2 protein-coding genes and 2 pseudogenes are annotated in these 1,452 nt (G+C 66.3%); 3 read left to right on the top strand and 1 reads right to left on the bottom strand.

Annotation, left to right across the window (positions count from 1 at the left end):
* The first annotated feature begins 39 nt into the window (after window positions 1-39).
* The 3 genes and pseudogenes from F6Q13_RS17410 to F6Q13_RS17400 form a co-directional block, all read left to right on the top strand.
* The gene (locus F6Q13_RS17410) at window positions 40-291 is read left to right on the top strand and encodes a hypothetical protein (protein WP_293059220.1); all 252 of its coding nucleotides are present in this window, start codon (window positions 40-42) and stop codon (window positions 289-291) included.
* 4 nt (window positions 292-295) lie between these two features.
* Window positions 296-556 carry a ribbon-helix-helix domain-containing protein gene (locus tag F6Q13_RS17405; protein ID WP_293059217.1) on the top strand — a complete coding sequence of 87 codons (261 nt, stop codon included), beginning with the start codon at window positions 296-298 and terminating at the stop codon, window positions 554-556.
* A 114-nt stretch (window positions 557-670) separates the two neighbouring features.
* Window positions 671-919: pseudogene (locus F6Q13_RS17400) on the top strand (hypothetical protein); the annotation flags it as partial.
* 69 nt (window positions 920-988) lie between these two features.
* Here the strand turns inward: F6Q13_RS17400 and F6Q13_RS17395 are convergent.
* Window positions 989-1,452 (bottom strand): annotated as a pseudogene (locus F6Q13_RS17395) (hypothetical protein); the annotation flags it as partial.

The raw sequence follows: 1,452 nt of genomic DNA, 5'->3' as shown, positions 1-1,452 counted from the left end.
CGACAGCCCTAATCCGCATTTACGTGTTACGATATTCCTGTGGAGATTGGCCCCACCGCGCTCAAGCGAAAGTGGACGCGCGACGACATCCTTCACGCATTGGAACACCGGCACATCGACTATGACATCGAGGATGACGATCCGCCGCGCACCTGGGTTTTCGGCTTCGCCTGCGACCTGACGCTGCTGGAGTTGCTCATCCTTCATGACACCCCCGGCGGGCGCGTCATCCACTGCATGAAGGCCCGTCCGAAAGAACTGGAGAAAGCCCTCCGAGCACGAGGCAGGTGATGATATGACCCACACACAGAAGCAGACCCACCCACCGCTGGACAACGCAGGAGTGGACCGGCTCGTCACCGAGGCCGAAGCAGGCATCCCTGAGGAGAAGCTGCGCCGCCGGGGCCGACCGTCGATAGGCGACGAAGCCGCGAGCACCTACTCGGTGCGCCTGCCCGACGATCTGGTGACGTTGGTGGACACCCGAGCAGAACTCGAAGGCGCGAGCCGGGGCGAGATAATCCGGCGCGCGCTCGTGGAGTACCTGACCACTTGATCGGCGGCTACGCCGTCAACGCGTAGTTGATTTCCGAACGGGCGTCCGCCTGAAACCCGAACGTGTGGACTGGCCGATCTGCCGCTATCAATGGGGGTAGTTTCCCGACTTGCAACAAATCTGGTGCTGGTCTGCCCCTATCACCACCGGCTGCACCACCAGGGCCACATCATCATCGCTGGAACCGGCACCGACCTGAGCGTCACCGACCACACCGGGCGCTCGCTACCCCCGGGATCACTCGCGCGCCCACCCCGCCTTGTCCCGCCCGCGGTGCCACCCTGCCCCGGGCCCACCGGCGAACGCGCCAACTGGTGGTGGTACGACCCCTTCCAACCCCAACCACCACCAACACCCAACTAGATTGGCTACGGCCGAGCCCAAACAGGTTGAGGCATAGCCAAATTCGCCACACGGTCAGTCACCGGTGTGTCAGCGTCCTGAATCGCCGTCGACGTCGTCGGGCGCTTGGTCGGGGGCGAGTATGCGTCGGGTCGCTATCGGCTTGCCCTGCAACTGCTTTATCACCTCCGGCGCGTTCGGGGGGACGGTGATGCGTCCCTGCACCGGGGCGCCGTTCTTGACCGGCGGGGGGACCACGCGCTTGGTGTCGGGCTTAGCCTCGCCGCTCGTCGCGCTGCCCGCCATCGCTCCGGGGGGCATAATCGGCATGCCGGCCAGGCCGCCCCTCGGTGCGCCCGCCGGTTCCGGAGTAGTCGCCGGCAGTGGCGGCGTACTCGGAGACGACGCGGGAACGGTACCGGCGGAAGGAATCGGCGGCGGCCCGAGCATCGAAGCGGGCATGGTGCCTGCTAAGCCGGCGCCGGCACCGCCGGCGGCACCGGCCAATTCGCCGGCACCACCCAGTCCTTCACCCAGCAGCTCGCCCGGTACCT

This window comes from Mycobacterium sp., from assembly GCF_008709575.1.
Taxonomy (GTDB): domain Bacteria; phylum Actinomycetota; class Actinomycetes; order Mycobacteriales; family Mycobacteriaceae; genus Mycobacterium.
Note: the sequence above shows the minus strand (reverse complement) of the source record. Positions and strands in the feature narration are given on the sequence as shown.